The sequence below is a fragment of the Kitasatospora sp. NPDC004799 genome, from assembly GCF_040609095.1.
Taxonomy (GTDB): domain Bacteria; phylum Actinomycetota; class Actinomycetes; order Streptomycetales; family Streptomycetaceae; genus Kitasatospora.
The window spans coordinates 1-1,791 of sequence record NZ_JBEXJK010000745.1; the positions used below are offsets into that span (position 1 = coordinate 1).

Annotated in this window: 2 protein-coding genes; one reads left to right on the forward strand and one right to left on the reverse strand. The window is 72.7% G+C overall.

Annotation, left to right across the window (positions count from 1 at the left end; all coding sequences use genetic code 11):
* Nucleotides 1-87 precede the first annotated feature (87 nt).
* Nucleotides 88-1,245, reverse strand: a complete 1,158-nt coding sequence (locus ABZW03_RS40455; protein WP_355269827.1) for an acyl-CoA dehydrogenase family protein — start codon at nt 1,243-1,245, stop codon at nt 88-90.
* Between the two features lie 253 nt (nt 1,246-1,498).
* Here ABZW03_RS40455 and ABZW03_RS40460 point away from each other — a divergent pair.
* Nucleotides 1,499-1,791 (forward strand): helix-turn-helix domain-containing protein (locus ABZW03_RS40460; protein WP_355269829.1); only part of this gene is annotated, 293 nt, incomplete at its 3' end.

Consider the following 1,791-nt stretch of genomic DNA (forward strand, 5'->3'; position numbering starts at 1 on the left):
GCCGGCCCTCCCGGCCGTACCCCAGCGCGGCCCCGGCGGCCCCGGCGGCCCCGGCGGCCCCGGCCGCCCCGGGTGACCCGAACGGCCCTACAGCCCGAGCGACTTGGCGATGATGCTGCGCATGACCTCGCTGGTGCCGCCGTAGATCCGGAACACCCGGTTGTCGGTGTAGAGCCGGGCGATCGGGTACTCCAGGATGTAGCCGTAACCACCGTGCAGCTGCAGGCACTTGTCGATCACGGTGGAGGCCGACTCGGTGCAGAACAGCTTCGCCGCGGCCGCGTCGGCGACGGTCAGCTCACCGTTCTGGTACAGCTCCAGCGCCCGGTCCACCATCGACTGCTGCGCCACCACCTGGGCCTCGCAGTCAGCCAGGACGAACTTGGTGTTCTGGAACTCGGCCACCGCCTTGCCGAACACCTTGCGGTCCTTGACGTACTGCACCGCGAACCGCACCGCCGCCGCGGCCGCCGCGTACGCGCCGACGGCGATCGCCAGCCGCTCCTGGACCAGGTTGTGGGTCAGGTAGGAGAAGGCCCGCCCCTCCTCGCCGAGCAGGTTCTCCACCGGCACCTTGACGTCGCTGAACGCCAGCTCGGCGGTGTCCGAGGTGCGCAGGCCGATCTTCTGCAGCTTGCGGCCGACGGTGTAGCCCTCCGAGGTGGTGTCCACGCAGAGGATGGACAGCCCGGCCCGGCGGTTCTCGGGGTCGTACGGGGCGGTGCGGCAGACCACCAGGACGAGGTCGGCCAGCACGCCGCCGGTGATGAAGGTCTTGGCGCCGTTCAGGACGTAGTGGGTGCCGTCCTCGGAGAGCCGCGCGGTGGTGGAGATGCCCGCGAGGTCGGAGCCGGCGCCCGGCTCGGTCATCGCGATCGCGGTCATGATGTCGCCGGAGACGAAGCCGGGCAGCCAGCGCCGCTTCTGCTCCTCGGTCGCGTACTCCAGCAGGTACGGCAGCACCAGGCCGGTGTGCACGCCGGAGGAGCCGAAGCTCACGCCCGCCCGGGCGGTCTCCTCGGCGATCACCGCCTGGTACTTGAACCCGCTCTCGCCCGCGCCGCCGTACTCCTCGGGCACCTCGATGCCGTAGACGCCGAGCGCGCCGAGCTGCCGGTAGAAGTCGCGCGGCGGGTGGCCCTCGGCCTCCCAGCTCTCGTAGACCGGGACGACCTCGTTGGCGATGAAGTCCCGGATGGTCTCCCGGAAGGCCTCGTGGTCCTCGGTGAACACGGTGCGGCGCACGGCGGCGCTCCCTTCGACGGCACCGGCCGGGGCTGCCGGCCGGGGCGGAACGTGCCTGGTGATGGCCTCACAAGTTAATCCGGGGTAGCTTCGGCTGTCCAGGGTCGGCTCGCCGCGAGAAGCTGTGCGGGGCCAGGCCGGCGGGGGCGTGAAGTGAATCCTTGCTAGCCTTCCGTCGACGCCGGTCCGGGACCGGCCCCGGCGTCGCTCCGGTACCGCACCGGTGCCCGGCCGATGGGAGGAGGGGGTCGTCATGGTGGTCCGACGGCCGCCCGGGCGGCGCGCCCAGATCCTGGCCGTGGCCGCCGACCGCTTCCACCGCAGCGGCTACCACCAGGTCTCGATGACCGAGGTCGCCGCCGGCGTCGGCATCACCGCGCCCGCGCTCTACCGGCACTTCCGCGGCAAGCCCGAACTGCTGGACCGCGCCGTCCGGTTGGGCCTGGACGCGCTCGCCGACGGCCTGCGCTCCGCCCGCACCACCGCCGAGCTCGGCGCCGCGCTGGCCGCCGTCGCGGTCGGCCACCGCCCGCTCGGCACCCTGGT